This window comes from Magnetococcales bacterium, from assembly GCA_015231925.1.
Taxonomy (GTDB): domain Bacteria; phylum Pseudomonadota; class Magnetococcia; order Magnetococcales; family JADGAQ01; genus JADGAQ01.
Genome location: JADGAQ010000010.1, coordinates 30,490 through 47,875, shown reverse-complemented (window position 1 = coordinate 47,875; position 17,386 = coordinate 30,490). Strand labels below are relative to the sequence as shown.

Sequence of the window (17,386 nt, the reverse complement as noted above, 5' to 3'; positions counted from 1 at the left end):
CGGCAACGGGATCCGACTCGGGGACTGCCGCTTCGGCAACGGGATCCGACTCGGGTACTGCCGCTTCGGCAACGGGGTCCGACTCGGGTACTGCCGCTTCGGCAACGGGGTCCGACTCGGGTACTGCCGCTTCGGCAACGGGGTCCGACTCGGGAAGTTCTTCCTCCACCACTTCGGGAAGAATCTCCTCCACCACTTCGGGAAGAATCTCCTCCACCACTTCGGGAAGAATCTCCTCCACCACCTCCGCCTCTTCCTTCGGCAAAACCGCCGCCAGTTCCGGAACGTCCACCACTTCGTCGATCGCCGCCAAGGCCACCGCCTCGTCGATTTCTACCGCCTCGTCGGTTTCCACTACCTCCGGGAGAGGATCAACGTCTTCTTCCCCGGAGGCCTCCCGTTTTGGGCCGGGCTGATTTACCTCCCCGGAAGAAACCGTACCCGACGTTGCCGCGTCCTCTCCTCCCAAACCGGGCAAGGCGCCCAGCACGTCAAGCGTCACATCCTCTTCCGAAACACTCATCGGTCCCGTAACCGCCGGTGCAGGCTGCACCGGGAGGGGTTCCACCCTGTCCCGCACCACCACCTCGTCGGCGTTCTCATCCACCCCGAAATCCATCTCTCCACCGGAGTGCAACTCGCCCAGCACTTCGTGGGACAGATAACTCTCCTCCACCGTCAGACTGGCTGCTGCCTTTTTTGCCTCCCGTTCGGTTTTCTTCTCCTCGCGAACGGCCCTCTTCTCCTCACGCGGTCTGCCAACCGGCGACATCACCTCGGCCCCGCTCATCACCTCCTCCAGGGAGACCAGAATCTCGCTCAAGGAGAAGAGATCCTCTTCCTCCGTGCGCCGGGACTTGCCGTGTCCTCCCCTATCCTTCAGCACATTGTCCAAGGTCACCTCCACCGGCGTATGACCCCGATCCGAAGCGTGCTTTTTCTCCTTTTTACCCATATCGTGCCTTTCGCTGACTCATGCCAATCCGCATTCATCGCGGGAGATCCGCCAACACCGTGCGAGCATGGTCACGAACCTGTACCGGAGAGTAGATCTTCCGGACCAAGCCGTTCGAGTCCACCACGAAGGTGGAACGCACGATACCCATGCTGGTTTTGCCATAGTTGCGCTTCTCCTGCCAGACCCCGAAAGCCTGGCAGGCCACACCGTCCGGATCGCTGAGCAGGGTGATGTTCAGGTCGTGTTTGTCCCGAAACCGGGCGTGGGATGGAACGGAATCCCTGGATATGCCCACGATGCGGTATCCAAGAGCGGCGAATTCCTCTCGAAGGGCGGTAAAATCCACGGCTTCCGTCGTGCAGCCGGGAGTGTTGTCGCGGGGGTAGAAGTAGACCACCAGCCCCTTTTCCCCGATCAGGGAACGCAAGGTACACCCCACCCCATCCTGATCCTTCAGCTCAAGCTCCGGCAAAACAAGCCGTTGGTCGGACATGACTCTTCTCCGTCAGAAGCCGAAGCGCAGGCGAATACTGTCGATGATGCGGGTGAAAAAGCCCCCTTCGGGCACCTCCTTGCCGGCAACCATCGGACGACGCAGAACCTCTTTCTCGCCCACCTTGGCCACCAGCGTCCCCAACTCCCCACCCGCCGCAATAGGAGCCACCATCGGCTCGGTATAGCTCAAACCCACTTCCAGGTTGGGACGATCCTTGCGGGTCACCGTTACCACGAAGGGATCCTTGACCACACCGTCCACCTTGTCGGTTTCGCCCTTCCACACTTTGAAGGAGCGCACCACGGCACCCGCCTCGTACATGCGAACCGTCTCGAAAACCCGCTGGCCGTAACGGATCAGACGCAGGGCATCCTCTTCCCGGATGCGGGCGTTCTTGGCCCCCATGACCACCGCCACCAGACGCTGATTGTCCTTTTCGCTGCTGGCGATCAGGCAGTATCCGGCATCGTTGGTGAAGCCCGTCTTCATGCCGGTAATGGAGGGATCCCGCCACAGCAGCCGGTTGCGGTTGTGCTGGGTGATCCCGTTGAAGGTGTACTGTTTTTCCCGCACGAAATGGCCGAACTGGGGAAAATTGCGAATCAGCGCCGAGGCCAGGATGAAGAGATCCCGGGTGGTGACCAGATGATCCGATTCCGGCAGACCCGTGGCATTGACGAAGTGGCTTCCCGTCATGCCCAGTTGCCGGGCCTTGTTGTTCATCATGTCGGCGAAGCCCTTTTCGGACCCGCCAAGATGCTCCGCCAGAACCACACAGGCATCGTTGCCGCTCTGCACCGCGATACCCTGGATCAGATCCTCCACCTTCACCTGGTCGCCAACCTTGACAAAGGTCTTGGATCCGCTCATGCGCCAGGCGTTTTCGCTGACGGGCACGTTCTGGTCCAGCTTCAGATCCCCCTTGGCCAACGCCTCGTAGATGAGGTAGAGGGTCATGATCTTGGTGAGAGAGGCCGGGGCGATACGCTGGTCGACGTTCAGGTCGTACATCAGATAACCGGTATCGACATCCCCCAGAATTCCCGCAACGCCCCGTACCGCCAGATCCTCCTTGGGAGCCGCGGCTGCCTGGGCGTTCCCCTGCCCCAGCAGGAACAGGCCCATCATCCAGCCAATTATCACACTTCGCCAGACCCGATCGAGCCTCATCGACTTTCCTTTTGCCAGAAGGGGGATCCCCCGAGACCACCCGGTACCATTCGCCGATATTTCGTAATAAAATTCACCCACCCGATCACTCCACCACCACTCGGCCTTCACCGAAACCCCGGCTGGCCAGATTGCTCACCAGGGCATCCGCCTGTTCCACATCCTCGACGGGGCCCAGACGTACCCGGAAAAAGAGACTGTCCTTGAACTGCATGCGCTGAATATGGGCCGGGCCCAGGGGGCGCAGGCGCTCCAGCATTCTCCTGGCATTGTCGAAAGCCTGGAAGGCCCCGGTCTGGATGAACAGGCGGGGACGCACCCCCGTACTGCGCCCGGTCTCCTCGATCCAGTTCCTGGCGGCCTTCTTGTCCGAAACCTCGTTCCAGGCGGTGATACTGCCTCTCGGGGCCTCCAGCACGGCCACTTCCACCATGGCGGTGCCTTTGTTCAGATAACCCAGCTCACGGGCCGCTCCCATGGAGAGGTCGATCAGACGATTCTTCACGAACGGCCCCCGGTCGTTGACCCTCAGCACCAGCTCCTTGCCATTTTCCAGATTGGTCACCCGCACCGTGCAGGGCAGTGGCAAGGTGGTGTGGGCCGCGCTGATCCGGTTCATGTCGAAAGGCTCGCCGATGGCCGTTTCCTTGCCGTGAAACGCCGTGCCGTACCAGGAGGCCACCCCTTTTTGCACATAGCCGTCGGCATTATTCAACGGATAATAGGTGATCCCGTCCACGGTATACGGCACGCCCGTGCGGAACACATCCGCACTGGGCATGTTTCGCGGCACCACCGTGCGGGCGGTTTCCGCGACTTCGGCCGGGGGCTGCTCCCGAACCACCGGAGGCGAAGGCTCCTCGCCCCGCTGTCCGGGAAGCAGACTGCATCCGGCGAACATCAACGAGAACGCCGCGCAACACAGGACCCTCCCGCCCCGATTTCCAGGCCAACCATCCGTGGTCATGGGCTTTTTCTCTTTCCGAACAAATCGATCAGTTCCGAAATCACCATGGCGTAGTTCCGGGAGCGATTCCAGCGGGTAATGATGGCAAAATTCTCCAATACCGCATAATAGCGTTCTCCCTTCTCCGCCGCCAGCCGAACCAGTCCGACCGGTTCACCGTCGGGCAGACTCAACTTCTTGTCCGCCAGACTCACCCCCTTTTCCCGCCAGTCCCCCCAGGTTTCGAGCTTGTCCACGGTATAGGTCGGGGTGAGCGGTCCCGCCGTGAGGGTAACGGGCAGCGCCACGGGCTTGCCCGTCTGCCAACCCATGTTGCGGAAATAGTTGGCGATGGAGCCCAGCACATCCGGTACGCTGTCGAAGACATCCTTGCGCCCGTCCCCATCGAAGTCAACGGCATGCCGCCGCATGGTGCCCGGCAGCATCTGCACCTGCCCCATGGCCCCGGCATAGGATCCTTTCAGAGCCAGGGGATCCAGCTTCTCCTCCCGCGACAACAGGAGCAGATCGATGAACTGCTCCTGGAAAAAGGTCGCCCGACGGGAGTAGCGGGTTGCCAAAGTAAAGATCGTATCCAAAACGGGATGCTCTCCGTGATGGGTGCCAAACCGGCTCTCCACCCCCCATATGGCCAGTACAAGACCCGCCGGCACCTGAAACCGCCGTTCCACCTCCTCGAACAGTGTGCGGAACGTCTTCATCCGTTCCCGCCCCTGCTTTTCCATCGCCGCCGTCACGAAGAGGGTCCGGTAGCGGTGGTAAGGCATATCCTCCGCCTGACGGTCCATCAATTCCATGACTTTGCCCCGTGGCTCCCGGCCTCGCAACAGGTTTTCCAGATACCCGGCGGAAAAACCGTGTTGGGAAACCAGGGGTTGAAGCCAGGGCTGACGGTCCAGCACCCCTTCGGCGAAACACGCCCTGCCGAAAGGAACCAAACCGGCCACGAACAGGGCTCCGGCCAGAGTGAACAGCTCCCGACGGGGCACAAGGAGACCGGCAGCACACCCCGCTCCCGATTCCAACCCGGAACAATCCGCTATTTTTTCGGTCTTGTCACGCCGCATGCGCCATGCCCATCCTTTTCCCCTGGTTAACCCGGCCACATTGGGTAGAATCGGCTGACCAGCGACGCTTCGCGTCAAAATGGCCCCTGTTCCGAATGGGATGATATCGAAGATGTCTCAGCATGCAAACGGATTTCCCCATTTTCGCCCCGGCGGAGTGGCCGCTTCCCCTCCGGAAGAGGTCACCGCCTCCTCCCGAGGGGAACATCCGACCTCGTTTGGTCCGCATCGGCTCCAGGGTTACCGGGATCGTCTGCGCCATCTGTTGCCCTATTATCAGCGCCATCTGCCCCGGTTTTTCACCGGGTTCCTGCTCCTGGTGGGCACCACCCTGTCGGCGGCCTTCATTCCGATTCTCATGAAATGGGCCACCGAAGCCCTGACCCGGGGAGCCACCACCGCCACCATGGGCGGATTCGCCCTCTCCCTGGCCGCAGCCGCCCTGGTCAACGCCTGGATTCGCGCCACCAGCCGCACCGCCATCTATGCCATCGGCCGCCAACTTGAACGCGATCTGCGCAACGATTATCATGCCAAACTTCTGACTCTCGATGCACGGTTCTTCGATCAGGAAAAGACCGGAGACCTGGTATCCCGGGGCATTTCCGACATCACCGCCGTGAGAATGTTCATCGGACCCGGCTTTTTGCAACTCTCCAACACCTTTCTCACCTACCTGACCACCCTGCCCTTCATGGTCGCCACGGATCCCCTGCTGACCCTGGTGATCTTTCTGCCCTTTCCCCTGGTCTCCCTGGTGGCCCGCATCCTGAGCCGACGCCTCTATTCCGGTTCCCGTGCGGTGGCCGATCGCTTCGGCGCCCTCTCCGCCATGGTGCAGGAGACCGTATCCGGCATCTCCGTCATTCGCAATCATGCCATGGAACCGGCCTGGCAAAAACGGTTCGATACCGAATCGGAAGAGCTGTATCGCGCCCACGAACAACACGCCCTGCTCCACGGACTCTTCGGTCCCCTCATGCTCCTGGGAGGTGGCGTGGGCATGCTGCTCCTGCTCCTGGTCGGCGGCCAGCGTGTGGCCCAGAATCACCTGACCATCGGCGACTTCGTGGCCTTCACCGGGTTTCTCACCCTGTTGATCTGGCCCACCGTCGGCCTGGGCTGGATCATCTCCGTCATTCAACGGGGTCTGGCCGCCCTGGATCGCATCGGACAGGTCCTCGACCTGCCCTCCGTCATCTCCGAAAAAGCGTTGCGCAACGCCGTGGAGACGAGCCCACCCCCCCGGTCGCCCTCCGAAGAGACCGATTGGCAGGGAGGCATCCGCATTTCGCATCTCGATTTCGCCTACCTCTCCCGTAAAGGCGAGGCCACACCCGTGCTTCACGATATCGAGACGGTGATCCCCCCCGGCTCCTTCATCGGACTGGCCGGCCGCATCGGCTCCGGAAAATCGACCTTGCTCCATCTCCTGGCCGGACTGCACCCCACCCCCGCCGGAACCCTCTTCATCGATGACCGCCCCCTGGAGTCGATCCCCGAAGCCGAACTGCGTCGCCATCTGGCCCTGGTGCCCCAGGAGAGTTTCCTCTTCTCCATTCCCCTGCAGGACAACCTTCTCTTCGGCCAACCCGGCTTGAGCGAAAACGCCGCCTGGGAGGCCGCCACCCTGACCCGGCTCGACGAGGAGATTCGCGGTTTTCCCCAGGGCATGCAAACCCTCATCGGCGAACGGGGCATCACCCTCTCCGGAGGACAGCGACAGCGCGCCGCCCTGGCCCGGGCTCTGGCCATGCAACCCCGAATTCTTCTGCTGGATGACACCTTTTCCAACGTCGATGCCCAAACCGAGGAGGCCATCCTGGAAAAGATCCACGCCTTCGCCCGGGGACGCACCACTCTCATGGTGTGCCACCGCACCTCCTCCCTGCGCAACACCCAGTCCATCCTGCTGCTGGATCAAGGCCGCATCGTGGCCAGCGGACCCCACGAAACCCTGCTCGCCACCTCGCCCCTCTACCAGGATCTCCATGCCGGAATGCGCCGCCGGGAAGCCCTGGAGGCCCTGCAATGACCTCCCCCATCTCCCACGTCACCGAAGAGACCCAATACGGCGCCACCTTCGACTGGCGTCTGGTAAGGCGGTTTCTCCTCCTGGCCAAACCTTACCGCAAATGGTTGCTGGCTGCTTTCGCCATGCCCCCGCTCCTCATGCTCAGCCAACTGGCCCAACCCCTGCTCCTCCGGCAGGCTGTCGACAAGCACCTTCTCACCGGGCAACTGGAAGGCTTTCACACCATCGTCATCGCCTACGCCTTCTGTCTGGTGGGTCAGACGCTCTTTTCCTACCTGCAGTATCTTTTCAACACCCTGCTGGGCCAGCGTATCATTCGGGATCTGCGCCGCCAACTTTTCACCCATCTTCTGAGTCTGGATGCCGCCTTCTTCGCCACCAACCCCAGCGGGCGTCTGACCAACCGCCTGACCAACGATACCGAAGCCGTGCATCAGATGGTCTCCGCCGGAATGGTCAACCTGATCGGCGACCTGCTGCTGATCCTGGGCATGGCCGTCTCCATGCTGCTGCTGGCCCCCGGTTTGACCCTGGCCACACTGGCCGCCATTCCGCCCATCGTCCTGACCTCCAACTTCGTCATGCGCCGACTGCGCACCGCCCAGCGCCAGAACGCCATTCAGCAATCCCGCATGGCCTCCCGGCTTTCGGAAGAGATCGAGGGCCATCTGGTGGTGCGACTCTTCTCCCGACAGGCCCACAACCATCGGGAGTTCTCCCGGGAAAACGAGGCCTACTACCAGTCGGCTACCACCAGCAACTTCTGGGAAGCCTTCCAGATCAGCTTCATGGAAGCCGCCGCCTCCCTGCTCATCGCCCTGCTCTTCGTACTCGGCGGTTCGGTTCAGGGCTCGGAAGCCATCACCATCGGCACCCTGGTCGCTTTCATCGACTATATCCGCCGCATCTTCTCCCCCATCCGGGACCTCTCCAACAAACTGACCACCCTCCAGGCCGCCATGACGGCTTTGGAGCGCATCTTCCATCTTCAGGACACCCAACCGGCCATCCAGTCGGCTCCCCCTGAAACCCAACCATCGACACCGACGGGAAAAAGGGGCGCCGTCGTTTTCGACAACGTCTCCTTCGGGTACGGCCCGGAACTGGTGCTGCACGATATCGGACTCCGGGTCGCCGCGGGAGAAAAGCTGGCCGTGGTCGGCCCCACGGGATCGGGCAAAAGCAGTCTGATCAAACTGCTCAATCGCACGCATGATCCCCGCTCCGGCAGAGTGATCCTCGACGGAGTCGACGTTTCGCACATTCCCCTGTCAAGGTTGCGTCGCCTGGTGGGCATGGTGCAACAGGATACCTTCCTGTTCGCCGGATCCATCGCGGAAAATATCGGATTGGGAGCGGAGGGGATCGACCGGAAAAAAATCGAGGAGGCCGTAGAGCGTTCCGGCGCCATCGACTTCATCCGGCACCTGCCCCACGGTCTGGATACCACGCTGCATCAGCGGGGAGGAAACCTCTCCGCCGGGCAACGACAGCTTTTGGGATTGACGCGCATCTTTGCCTTCGATCCGGCCATCATGGTGCTGGACGAAGCCACCAGCAGTGTGGACACCATCAGCGAGGAGCTGATTCGCAAAGCGCTGCACGCCCTGCTGGCAAACCGCACCGCCATACTGGTGGCCCACCGCCTGAGCACCATCGGCGATGCGGATCGCATCGTGGTTCTCTCACGGGGGCGCGTGGCCGAAGAGGGCACCTTTGCGGAACTGATGGCCGCAAACGGTCTCTTCAGCCGGCTGTATACCCTGCAATTTCAGAATGGAACCCACATCCCGGCATGAGACTACACCGTCGCCACGATGCGCAGCAAACGCTCCAGCTCGGCTTCCGTCAACACGGTATCCAGGCTGAGTTTGCGCATCGGTGGGTGTTCGACGACCATGCGGTTGTTTTCAAAGCCCCTGGAATCTGCATCCATCCCTGGCGGCGGCAATTCCCGCCCCATCCCTGGGGACGCCGCTTGACGCCTGACACGCGCAGATGACATTCTGGTTCACTCCGATGTTCCCGGATTCCGCTCCGGGAGCCCACCCCGGTTCCATTTTGGGGTGTTGTCAACCGCGAGTTTGCAACTCTCACGCCAACGAATTATATGCTCTCCCTTGGCAGGACCGGTTTCCTGTCGGACAATGGCTTCGGGCTCTCCTTCGACCAGTGTGAAGAACAACCATGTGGCGTCTCTCCCCCCCGGCCCGCAAACGCTGGCAGATCTTCCGCAGTCACCGTCGCGGTTATGGCTCTTTATGGATCCTGGGCCTGTTGCTGCTCGTCTCCCTGGCGGCGGAAACCCTGGCCAATGACAAACCCCTGGTGGTCTCCTATCAGGGCAGCCTCTATTTTCCCCTGGTCAAACGCTATCCGGAGACCCTGTTCGGCGGCGATTTCGTCACCGAAACCGATTATCGGGATCCCTTCATTCAGGAACGCTTGAACCAATCCGGCAACTGGATGCTTTTTCCGCCCATCCCCTTCAGCTACGACACCATCGACACCGAACTGCGGCACCCCGCTCCCGCCCCCCCCGATGCGCGACACCGTCTGGGTACCGACGACCGGGGCCGGGACGTGCTGGCCCGGCTGCTCTACGGTTTTCGCCTGTCGATCCTCTTCGCCCTGGGGCTGACCGCCATCGGCGTGGTGCTGGGAGTGATCGCGGGAGCCTTGCAGGGCTACTTCGGCGGTCGCGTCGATCTCTTTTTCCAGCGCTTCATCGAAATCTGGAGCAGCATGCCGGAACTCTATCTGCTCATCATCTTCGCCGGCATCTTTCAGCCCAGCCTGCTGCTGTTGATCATTCTCCTGTCGCTCTTCGGCTGGATGGGGCTCTCGGACTACGTGCGCGCCGAGTTTCTGCGCGCCCGCCACCTGGACTACGTCAAGGCCGCCCGCGCCATGGGGGTTTCCGACGGGGCCATCATGTGGCGTCACCTGTTGCCCAACGCCATGACCCCGGTAATCACCTTCCTGCCCTTTCGCATCTCCGGCGCGGTTCTGGCCCTGACCAGCCTCGATTTCCTGGGGCTCGGCGTGCCCCCCTCCACCCCCAGCCTCGGAGAGCTGCTGGCCCAGGGCAAGGCCAATATCGAGGCCTGGTGGCTCTCCTTCTCCCCCTTCTGCGTTCTGGTGATCATGCTGCTGCTGTTGAATTTCATCGGGGAAGCCCTGCGTGACGCCATGGATCCGCGTCGGGAAGGTCAGCCATGAGCAACACTCCGCTGTTGCAGGTTGACCATCTCAGCGTCACCTTTCAGACGGCCCACCAATCGGTGACGGCGGTTTCGGACATCTCCTTCAGCGTGGCCCCCGGAGAGACCCTGGCGCTGGTCGGCGAGTCGGGCAGCGGCAAGAGCGTATCGGCCCTGGCCCTGTTGCGTCTTTTGCCCGCCTCGGCCCATATCCGGGCCTCCAGCCTCTCCTGGAAAGGCAACTCCCTGCTGGACCAGCCCGAATCGGTGATGCGCCAATGGCGCGGCAACGAAATCGGCATGATCTTCCAGGAGCCGATGACCGCCCTGAACCCTCTGCAGACCGTGGCCACCCAGCTTTCCGAAAGTCTGATCATCCATGGCGGCGGCAGCCCGGCCCAAATCGTCTCGCGTTCCCTGGAGCTTCTGGAACAGTGCGGTCTCACCGAGCCGCAACGCTGTCTGGCCAGTTATCCCCATCAGCTTTCCGGCGGGCAGCGCCAGCGGGTGATGATCGCCATGGCCCTGGCTTGCAAACCGGCCATGCTCATCGCCGACGAACCCACCACCGCCCTCGATGTCACCATCCAGGCCCAGATTCTGACCCTGCTCAAGGCGCTGCAGACCCAGTTCGGCATGGCCCTGCTGCTCATCAGCCACGATCTGCCCATGGTGCATCGCATGGCGGATCGGGTCGCGGTGATGCGAACCGGGCGCATCGTGGAGACCGCCGATGTGAAGAGCCTGTTCAGCCGGCCCCAACACCCCTACACCATCGAACTTCTGGGCAGTCTGCCCTCGACACGCGCCCCCTCCTGTCCCGAAACCGCCACCCCCATCTACGAAGCCCGGGGCGTCACCTGCCATTTCCCGATACGAAAAGGGTTTCTGCGTCGCATTTCCGGGTATGTCAAAGCGGTGGACGGCATCGATCTGACCTTGAAGCGGGGCTGCACCCTGGGCATCGTGGGCGAATCGGGCAGCGGCAAGAGCACCCTCGGAGAAGTTCTGCTGCGCCTCAATATCGGCGGCGGATCCCTGCGTTTCGACGGACAATCCCTTGAGAAGATGGGCCGCCAGGAGCTTCGTGTCCTGCGACGCCGTCTGCAGGTGGTCTTCCAGGATCCCTTCTCCTCCCTCTCCCCGCGCATGAGCGTGCGGGAGATCCTGGAAGAGGGACTGCTCATCCATCAGCTTGAACCCACCGCAGAGGGTCGTCTGCAGCGTATCCGCACCATCCTCGGCGAGGTCGGACTCGGCGAGGAGTCGCTGGAACGCTTCCCCCATCAATTTTCCGGCGGGCAGCGGCAACGCATCGCCATCGCCCGGGCCATGATCCTGGCCCCGGATGTCCTGATTCTGGACGAACCCACCAGCGCCCTCGATCTCTCGGTTCAGGCGCAGATTCTCACCCTGCTGCGTCGTTTGCAGGAGAAACACGGCCTGGCCTACCTGTTCATCTCCCACGATTTGCGGGTGGTGCGCTCCCTGGCCCACGAAGTGCTTGTCATGCGTCACGGCAGGATTGTCGAGCAGGGGCCGACGGAAAATCTCTTCGACCGTCCGCAACACCCCTACACCCGCGAATTATTGCAGGCCGCGCTGCAAATGATGTAGAATCAGGACATGGTTGATATGCGCTCCCTCTTTTCGCAAGAAGAACTGACCGGCCTGGATCCGGTTCCGGCCCCCGTGCAGATTTTCACCGACGGTGCCTGCAGCGGCAATCCCGGTCCGGGTGGCTGGGGTGCCCTCATCGAACACCCCTCGTCGCCACCTCGTTCCCTCAGCGGTTTTTCACCCCAAACCACCAACAACCGCATGGAATTACTGGCCGCCATACGCGCCCTGGAGGCGACATCACGGGAGCGTGAGGTCAGTCTGATTACCGATTCCTCTTACGTCAAAAACGGCATCACCCAATGGATTCACTCCTGGAAGGTGCGCGGCTGGCGCAAAAGCGACGGAGGGGCCGTACTCAACAGCGATTTGTGGCAAGCCTTGGACGCCCTGTGCCGGGGTCGCCGCCTGAACTGGCAATGGGTTCGCGGACATAACGGGCATCCGGGCAACGAAGCTGCGGACACGCTGGCCAGGGAGGCCATTCGCCTGGGACTGGCGGGTCACATTCCACCTGATCAACTCGGTATGGCCGCATCGCCTGCGCCAAAGCCGAATCCGTTTCAACCATCCGTTTCGACCTGACCCGAAGGAGGTTACTCATGTTCGAAGATCAACTGGCTGCCGTGCAGGAACTGCTTGACACCAACGCCCATTTTCGGGATCTGCACGAAAGACACGCCGCGCTCAAGGACAAGGTTGCCGAACTCAACGAGAGCCCCGCAGCCACCTACGATACCAATCTGGAGCGCATGAAGAAGGAAAAGCTGGTTCTGAAAGATCAGATGGCCGCCATTCTGGCCAACTACACACGGCGTTAATCCCCCCTGATTTTTCAGTCGCCTCCCGCCGCCTGGCGGCGGGAGGCCGGATGAACGACATGACCACATCTCGCAGCAGCAACACCGTCTGGCATCCCGAGCTGGTTTCACGGGAAGACCGGGAGAGACTCAACGGGCATCGGGGATTGCTGGTGTGGTACACCGGCCTTTCCGGTTCGGGCAAATCGACCATGGCCCACGGCACGGCGCGGCTGCTACACCAACAGGGGGTGCGCACCTTCGTGCTGGACGGCGATAATGTGCGTCACGGATTGTGCGCCGATCTGGGCTTTTCCAACGCCGACCGGCAGGAGAATATCCGCCGCATCGCCGAAGTGGCGCGTCTGCTGGTGGAGGCGGGTCAGATTGTTCTGGCGGCGTTCATTTCCCCCTTCCGCGCCGACCGGCAACGGGCCCGCAACCTGATTCCGCCGGGGGATTTCATCGAGGTCTACTGCCACTGTTCCCTGGAGGTCTGCGAGGAACGGGACGTGAAAGGCCTCTACCGCAAGGCCCGCGAAGGCATCATCCGCGACTTCACCGGCATCTCCTCCCCTTACGAAGCCCCGGAACAGGCCGAGCTGGTGCTGCGCACCGACCGCGAGGAGATCCCGACCTGTCTGGAGACCTGCGTCGAACTGATTCTGGAACGGACGCGGTTGAATCACTCGTCTTCTTAAGGCTCTCTCAAACTCTCTTTGGCGTACTGAATCAGCGGAGAGAGAAAATAGTCGATTACCCGCCGTTTGTTGATTCGAACTTCGACAGATACCGCCATGCCGGGAGTCAGGTCGACCAATCTGCCGTTCACCTCAAGGTTGGTTCTGCTCAGTTTGATTCGGGAAGAGTAGATCAGCCCGCGTTTTTCATCATTGATGGCATCATGGGATACCGAGTCGACCAGAGCGTGGATCGTACCGTATTTGGTGTATTGAAAGGTTTCGATCTTTACCTCGGCCTCCTGTCCGACCTGGATGAAACCGATGTCCTTGTTCTCGATGAAGGCTTCGACTTCCACCGCGTCGCTGCGAGGAACGATCACCATCACCGGTTGGGCCGGGGTTACGATACCGCCGACGGTATGCACCGCCAATTGCTGCACCGTCCCCTCGACGGGCGCCGTCAGTTGCATCAATCTGTCCCTTTGAGCGGCCTTGAGCAGTTCCTTCTCCAAGGAAATCCTCTTTTGCTGCCCTTCCATAACGTTTTCCAAATGGATACGGCGGGTTTCCGCCAGAATCTCCTCCCGCTGCCCCCGCGCCTCACGCAAGGCGGCTTCGATCTCCCTGATCCGACTGCGTTGGCTGGAGAGTTCCGCTTCCTGCTCGATATGCACCTGCTCCCGTTCCAGGTAGGCATGTTTGGACACCACATCCTGGTCGAGCAGCTTCTTGAAGTCCTCCGCCCGCTGACGAGCTATGGGCAGGGTTCGCTCCAGCTTGCCCACCTGTTCCTGGACGGAACGACGTTCGGCCTCCCTTTTGGCAATTTCCGCTCCGATACGGTTTTGTTTGGCGGTATATTCGCCCATCTGCCCGGCCAACACCCGTTGGGCCTCCTGGAATTGGGGCTCCTCCACACCCTCCGGACGTAACAAAACGGCGGGTTGAGACTTCTCCAACGCCGCCAGAAGAGCCTGACTGCGGGCCACCTGCAGACGCACTCCCATCAACTCGTTGCTCAAGCGTTCCTTGTCCGCTTGCGCCGTAGTGGCATCGAGGTCGATCAGTACCTGCCCCGCTTTCACCTCTTGGCCGTCCGCCACATGTATCGCCTTGACGGAAGAGGTTTCAAAGGGCTGGATGGTCTTGGTTCGCCCGTTCGGCACCACCTTGCCCTGAGCGGTGGCCACCACGTCGACTTGTCCGATCATCGACCACAGGAATGCCAGGCTCGCAAAGGCGATCAGCATCCACATGGACAATCTGGGTACGGGAGATACGGGGGTTTCCTGCAAAGAGAGAGCTGCAGGCAGAAACTGGGCTTCGTGGGGCAGGCGTGGGGCAGGTTCCATCGCCGCCCGATGCTGCCAAGCATGCCGAAAAGCCATGGCATACCGGGAGAAGAGCTCTCCGAAGGCTTGCAAGCGCAATATCATGCTTCAACCCTGTTGCAACATGTGGAGACGCGCATAATGGCCGGCTTCGCGTTGCATCAACTCGGAGTGGTTGCCATGTTCCGCTATCTCTCCCCGATCCAGCACCACGATGCGATCCGCATCCCGCACTGCGGAGAGGCGATGTGCGATGATGATCACGGTGCGTCCCCGGCAGATGGCTTTCATGTTGTTCCGGATGATTCGTTCGCTCTCGTAGTCCAAGGCACTGGTGGCTTCGTCGAAAATGAGGATTCGAGGTCGGGTCATCAGGGCTCGGGCAATGGCAATGCGTTGCCGCTGCCCACCGGATAATGTCGAACCGTGTTCGCCCACCATGGTGTCATAACCTTCCGGCAACTCCACAATGAATTCATGGGCTCCTGCCAGCCGGGCGGCTTGAATCACGCTCTCCAACGGCGCCCCCGGTTCCGTCAGGGAGATGTTGTCCCGAATACTCCGATTGAACAGGACATTTTCCTGCAAAACCACCCCGATTTGACGACGCAACGACGTGGTATCCGCCAAGGACAGATCCATGCCATCCAGCAGAACGCGACCGCGTTCGGGAACATAGAGTCGTTGAATCAGTCGGGTCAGGGTGCTTTTTCCCGATCCGGAACGACCGACAAGACCGACGACCTCCCCCGGAGCGATCTCCAGAGAAACCCCCTTGAGGGCTTCCGGCCCATCGGCTCGATAGCGGAAAACCACGTTTTCCAGAGTGATCCGGCCTTCCAGAGGGGGCAAGGCTCCCTTGTTGCCGGCAACTTCGGTCCGGGTGTTGAGAATATCGCCCAACCGCTGCACCGAAATCCCCGTTTGCTGGAAGTCGGTCCAGAGCTGCGCCAGTCGCATGACGGGTTGGGCCACCTGTCCAGCCAACATGTTGAAGGCGATCAACTGTCCGACGGTCAACTGGTTTTCGATAACCAGGAGAGCCCCCAGATACATGGTGGCCACGGTCACCAGCTTGGAAATCAGCGTCACGCCGTTATTGGCCAAGGTTCCCAGCAGGGTGGTGCGAAAACTCGACGAAACGTAAGCGGCCAACTGGTTGTCCCAGGTACGCATCCAGTGTGGTTCCACAGCCATGGACTTGAGGGTATCGATACCGCTGATGGTTTCTACCAGGAAGGCCTGATTTTCGGCGCCACGATTGAACTTTTCCTGGAGACGGGCTCGCAAGGCGGGTGTAAAGAGAACGGACAAGATGATATAACAGGGCAAGGACATAACAACTATAATAGTTAATTTTCCGCTGTAAAGTGTCATGACTCCGATAAACACGACCGAAAATAATAAATCAAGAATCAAGGTAATGGCGTTTCCGGTCAGAAAGGAGCGAATATTTTCCAACTCACGCACCCTGGCGACCGAATCACCCACGCGGCGGGCCTGGAAATAGGAGATGGGGAGGTGGAGCAAGTGGCGGAAGAGTCGGGCGCCAAGTTCCACATCGATGCGACTGGTGGTGTGGGAGAATATATAACTGCGTAGCGACTGAAGGGATACGTAAAAGAGAATGACCACAATCAACCCGACGGCGATCACATCCAATGTGGTGAATCCGCGATGGACCAGGACCTTATCCATGACGACCTGGAAAAACAAAGGGGTAATCAGCGCAAAAAACTGCAATACAAAACTGACCAGAAACACCTCTGCCAGCAATCTGCGATATTTCACAATGGCGGGAATGAACCAGGTAAAGTCAAATTTGGCCAACTCACCCGCCATGGAGGCTCGGGAGGTGAACAGAATCAGCTCCCCCGCCCACCGGGACTGGAATTCCGCGAGAGACAGGGATTCCACCCGTCCGATGAGGGGGGAATGGATCAGAACCCGTTCCCCTTCAACCTTGGCCAGGATGAAATAACCGGAACCCTCGACGGAAGAACTGGACACCGCCACGGCAGGCAGAGGAGTCCGGCCCAGCCGTTCAACAGCCACTTTCACCGCCTTGGCCTTCAAACCTATATGTTTTGCTGCCAACAGGATATCGGGAGTGGCAAAAAACCTACCTTTCATCGCCAAGTGATGGGCCAACTGCTCGGCATCGGCTGCCACACCATGAAACCGCGCCAACATCACCAGACAGGCCAACCCCGAATCGATCCGGGATTCCACTGATTCCTGCGGGGGAGTCGAACCTGCCTTTTGTTCCGCTTCGCCGGACATCCGTATCATAAACCGTTCGCACCTCAGCCTCCCCGCCCTCGGCATGCGAAGGCGGGGTATTAGGAATCTATTGCCAGTTGGTCGCGATGACCGGATTCAGAGCCGACTGGTAATCCGGCGGCAGGGTGGTCTGACCCGCTGCTGGAGGAGCGAAAGTCGCCATGGCCGACACCAACGCATCGACCTGGCTATCCAGCAGGGTCTTGCCATCGGCGGTTTTGAACTGTTCGATATGGTAGGCGCTGCCGGAATACCAGTTGCTGAGGGTGATTTTGTCCGTGCCACCGATGATGCTGACTTCCAGGCCGACGGCGCCAACCCGGCGAAACCACAACTGATCTGCGGTAACGCCCTCCCCGACGGACATCCGATCCACGTTACCGGACATCCAGTCGTAATCGTACAGGCTATCGGCACCGGACCCGTTACCCATCAGGTAAGTATCGTTTCCGGCTCCTCCGTAAAGGGAATCGTTGCCCTCCCCGCCATTCAAGGAATCGTTGCCGTTGTCGCCGGAAAGGGTATCGTTGCCAACATCTCCCAACAAAACATCATCACCCTCTTCCCCGTTAAGGGAGTCGTCTCCCACCCCTCCAAGGAGGGTGTCGTTGCCGGAGCGCCCATAAAGACTATCTCCTCCGGCCTGACCGGTAATGATGTCAGCCGCTGTCGTTCCAAACACCATATCCCCAATGGCGCTGCCTGCAAACAGCACTGACTGAATGGCCGCAAGATCCCAGGTCGTACCATCCGAAAAGCGAAACTGCTGGATC

Annotated in this window: 15 protein-coding genes; 7 read left to right on the top strand and 8 right to left on the bottom strand. The window is 60.6% G+C overall.

From position 1 onward, the window contains the following. The 5 genes from HQL56_02585 to HQL56_02565 all read right to left on the bottom strand — a co-directional run. On the bottom strand, positions 1–955 hold a 955-nt coding region (locus HQL56_02585), incomplete at its 3' end, for a hypothetical protein (protein MBF0308404.1). Between the two features lie 34 nt (positions 956–989). Further along, positions 990–1,451, bottom strand: a complete 462-nt coding sequence (locus tag HQL56_02580) for a peroxiredoxin (GenBank protein ID MBF0308403.1) — start codon at positions 1,449–1,451, stop codon at positions 990–992. 12 nt (positions 1,452–1,463) lie between these two features. After that, positions 1,464–2,624, bottom strand: coding sequence for a D-alanyl-D-alanine carboxypeptidase (locus HQL56_02575; protein MBF0308402.1), 1,161 nt, complete (start codon positions 2,622–2,624; stop codon positions 1,464–1,466). A gap of 85 nt (positions 2,625–2,709) precedes the next feature. Continuing rightward, a complete protein-coding gene (locus HQL56_02570; GenBank protein ID MBF0308401.1) occupies positions 2,710–3,525 on the bottom strand; it encodes a septal ring lytic transglycosylase RlpA family protein in 816 nt (271 codons plus the stop codon). A 62-nt stretch (positions 3,526–3,587) separates the two neighbouring features. Then, the gene (locus HQL56_02565; GenBank protein MBF0308400.1) at positions 3,588–4,658 is read right to left on the bottom strand and encodes a lytic murein transglycosylase; all 1,071 of its coding nucleotides are present in this window, start codon (positions 4,656–4,658) and stop codon (positions 3,588–3,590) included. A 112-nt stretch (positions 4,659–4,770) separates the two neighbouring features. On the opposite strand from HQL56_02565, the gene HQL56_02560 reads away from it, so the two are divergent. The 7 genes from HQL56_02560 to cysC all read left to right on the top strand — a co-directional run bounded on the left by HQL56_02560 (position 4,771) and on the right by cysC (position 13,017). Then, positions 4,771–6,693 (top strand): ABC transporter ATP-binding protein, encoded by a 1,923-nt coding sequence (locus tag HQL56_02560; protein ID MBF0308399.1) that lies wholly within the window; start codon positions 4,771–4,773, stop codon positions 6,691–6,693. After that, positions 6,690–8,492, top strand: a complete 1,803-nt coding sequence (locus tag HQL56_02555) for an ABC transporter ATP-binding protein (GenBank protein MBF0308398.1) — start codon at positions 6,690–6,692, stop codon at positions 8,490–8,492. Before HQL56_02560 ends, HQL56_02555 begins: the two co-directional genes overlap by 4 nt. Positions 8,493–8,880: 388 nt before the next feature. Beyond that, a complete protein-coding gene (locus HQL56_02550; GenBank protein ID MBF0308397.1) occupies positions 8,881–9,915 on the top strand; it encodes an ABC transporter permease in 1,035 nt (344 codons plus the stop codon). Further along, positions 9,912–11,513 (top strand): ABC transporter ATP-binding protein, encoded by a 1,602-nt coding sequence (locus HQL56_02545; protein ID MBF0308396.1) that lies wholly within the window; start codon positions 9,912–9,914, stop codon positions 11,511–11,513. The genes HQL56_02550 and HQL56_02545 overlap by 4 nt, the downstream gene beginning before the upstream one ends. Positions 11,514–11,567: 54 nt before the next feature. Next, positions 11,568–12,101, top strand: coding sequence for a ribonuclease HI (gene rnhA, locus HQL56_02540; GenBank protein ID MBF0308395.1), 534 nt, complete (start codon positions 11,568–11,570; stop codon positions 12,099–12,101). A 17-nt stretch (positions 12,102–12,118) separates the two neighbouring features. Then, complete coding sequence (locus HQL56_02535) at positions 12,119–12,337, top strand: YdcH family protein (GenBank protein ID MBF0308394.1); 219 nt, start codon at positions 12,119–12,121, stop codon at positions 12,335–12,337. Between the two features lie 59 nt (positions 12,338–12,396). Further along, positions 12,397–13,017 (top strand): adenylyl-sulfate kinase, encoded by a 621-nt coding sequence (gene cysC, locus HQL56_02530; GenBank protein MBF0308393.1) that lies wholly within the window; start codon positions 12,397–12,399, stop codon positions 13,015–13,017. On the opposite strand, the gene HQL56_02525 is transcribed toward cysC, so the two are convergent. The 3 genes from HQL56_02525 to HQL56_02515 all read right to left on the bottom strand — a co-directional run. After that, positions 13,014–14,435 carry an HlyD family type I secretion periplasmic adaptor subunit gene (locus HQL56_02525; GenBank protein ID MBF0308392.1) on the bottom strand — a complete coding sequence of 474 codons (1,422 nt, stop codon included), beginning with the start codon at positions 14,433–14,435 and terminating at the stop codon, positions 13,014–13,016. The two genes, cysC and HQL56_02525, sit on opposite strands and share 4 nt — an antisense overlap. Before the next feature lie 3 nt (positions 14,436–14,438). Beyond that, on the bottom strand, positions 14,439–16,613 hold the full coding sequence (locus HQL56_02520) for a type I secretion system permease/ATPase (protein ID MBF0308391.1): 2,175 nt from the start codon (positions 16,611–16,613) through the stop codon (positions 14,439–14,441). Between the two features lie 67 nt (positions 16,614–16,680). Then, on the bottom strand, positions 16,681–17,386 hold a 706-nt coding region (locus HQL56_02515; protein MBF0308390.1), incomplete at its 5' end, for a hypothetical protein.

What these genes read in the sequence shown, in the direction of transcription:
- HQL56_02580 (MBF0308403.1), bottom strand. Translation starts at nt 1,451, where the DNA reads ATGTCCGACCAACGGCTTGTTTTGCCGGAGCTTGAGCTGAAGGATCAG.
- HQL56_02575 (MBF0308402.1), bottom strand. Translation starts at nt 2,624, where the DNA reads ATGAGGCTCGATCGGGTCTGGCGAAGTGTGATAATTGGCTGGATGATG.
- HQL56_02570 (MBF0308401.1), bottom strand. Translation starts at nt 3,525, where the DNA reads ATGTTCGCCGGATGCAGTCTGCTTCCCGGACAGCGGGGCGAGGAGCCT.
- HQL56_02565 (MBF0308400.1), bottom strand. Translation starts at nt 4,658, where the DNA reads ATGCGGCGTGACAAGACCGAAAAAATAGCGGATTGTTCCGGGTTGGAA.
- HQL56_02560 (MBF0308399.1), top strand. Translation starts at nt 4,771, where the DNA reads ATGTCTCAGCATGCAAACGGATTTCCCCATTTTCGCCCCGGCGGAGTG.
- HQL56_02555 (MBF0308398.1), top strand. Translation starts at nt 6,690, where the DNA reads ATGACCTCCCCCATCTCCCACGTCACCGAAGAGACCCAATACGGCGCC.
- HQL56_02550 (MBF0308397.1), top strand. Translation starts at nt 8,881, where the DNA reads ATGTGGCGTCTCTCCCCCCCGGCCCGCAAACGCTGGCAGATCTTCCGC.
- HQL56_02545 (MBF0308396.1), top strand. Translation starts at nt 9,912, where the DNA reads ATGAGCAACACTCCGCTGTTGCAGGTTGACCATCTCAGCGTCACCTTT.
- HQL56_02535 (MBF0308394.1), top strand. Translation starts at nt 12,119, where the DNA reads ATGTTCGAAGATCAACTGGCTGCCGTGCAGGAACTGCTTGACACCAAC.
- cysC (MBF0308393.1), top strand. Translation starts at nt 12,397, where the DNA reads ATGACCACATCTCGCAGCAGCAACACCGTCTGGCATCCCGAGCTGGTT.
- HQL56_02525 (MBF0308392.1), bottom strand. Translation starts at nt 14,435, where the DNA reads ATGATATTGCGCTTGCAAGCCTTCGGAGAGCTCTTCTCCCGGTATGCC.
- HQL56_02520 (MBF0308391.1), bottom strand. Translation starts at nt 16,613, where the DNA reads ATGTCCGGCGAAGCGGAACAAAAGGCAGGTTCGACTCCCCCGCAGGAA.